The 1150-nt window shown below is 47.0% G+C and carries 2 protein-coding genes; both read right to left on the reverse strand.

Features of this window, described 5'->3' with window-relative positions; genetic code table 11:
* Positions 1-123: 123 nt before the first annotated feature.
* A complete protein-coding gene (gene nifU, locus HW443_RS11495; RefSeq protein ID WP_176238255.1) occupies positions 124-519 on the reverse strand; it encodes a Fe-S cluster assembly scaffold protein NifU in 396 nt (131 codons plus the stop codon).
* Positions 512-1018 (reverse strand): RrF2 family transcriptional regulator, encoded by a 507-nt coding sequence (locus HW443_RS11500; protein ID WP_258189837.1) that lies wholly within the window; start codon positions 1016-1018, stop codon positions 512-514. The genes nifU and HW443_RS11500 overlap by 8 nt, the downstream gene beginning before the upstream one ends.
* Between the last annotated feature and the right edge of the window lie 132 nt (positions 1019-1150).

A 1150-nucleotide genomic window follows, 5' to 3' on the forward strand; every position in this document is an offset into this window, starting at 1 on the left:
TTACTTAGAAAATACTTGATATTTTCATGGTTCATGGGTGATGAGACCATAATGAAAAATTATGAAGAAATTGGAGGGACTTGATAAATTTTCAGACGGAAGTCATAGTGAAGATTTCCTGGATCAGGTAGCTGCTTCCGCAGAGGTGTTTCCTCTCTGGCGCTTGTGGTAGTCCTCAATGGCTCTATGGAGGGCATCGGCAGCCAGGTTGGAACAATGCATTTTCTGGGCTGGTAGGCCACCCAGGGCCTCGGCCACCGTTTTGTTGGAAATCTTGAGCGCTTCGTCGATACTCTTGCCTTTAACCATCTCGGTGACCATGCTGCTGGTGGCCACGGCTGCACCACAGCCAAAGGTCTTGAATTTTATGTCTTTGATCACGTCTTCCTCTACCTTTATGGTTATCTTCATCAGATCACCACAGACGGGATTGCCCTCGACCCCCACTCCATCGGGATCTTCTATCTCTCCCACATTTCTGGGCTTGGAAAAATGCTCCATCACCAGCTCGCTATACATTACTAGTAACCTCCTTGCCCAACAAGCTCTGTCTTTGATCATGTTGATTTTTCATATCCTGAAGAGTAGTTCTTTCCAGAACCGACAACATGCTCTGCCGAAGCTCCCTCCACACATGATGAGGGATACAGTCCCTTACTTTATCACAGGACGTTCTTCCGCCCTCTGGGTCCACACATTCAATAGGACCGATAGGCTCATCAACAGCTCTGAGGATATCGGTAAGGGTAATCTGGGAGGGCGGTTGAGCGAGATAGTATCCACCTCTTGCCCCCCTGGTGCTCTTGACTAGCCTGGACTTTCTTAACTTGACGAATAACTGCCCAAGATACTGATGGGATATTCTTTCTTCCTCAGATATCTCTTCCAGGCTGATGGGCCCTACCCCGTACTTAAGAGCCAGGTAGAGCATAGCTCTGACGCCGTACTCTCCTTTGGTTGAAAGTTTAATGGCTAAAACCTCCTGGCTTTGATCAAAATATAATCCTGAGGAAAACAATCAGCTTTCTAAACGTAGCATTCCTGGGGTTTGTTGTCAATTGACCCTGGGGTCGGGGGGTGAGGTAAGAGAGATATCAGCAATATTTCAGTCCTAATTGGATGGACTCTTTCCTCCCTAAATTTACATGAA

It is taken from the genome of Candidatus Hakubella thermalkaliphila (assembly GCF_013281975.1).
Taxonomy (GTDB): domain Bacteria; phylum Actinomycetota; class Humimicrobiia; order Hakubellales; family Hakubellaceae; genus Hakubella; species Hakubella thermalkaliphila.

What these genes read in the sequence shown, in the direction of transcription:
- nifU (WP_176238255.1), bottom strand. Translation starts at nt 519, where the DNA reads ATGTATAGCGAGCTGGTGATGGAGCATTTTTCCAAGCCCAGAAATGTG.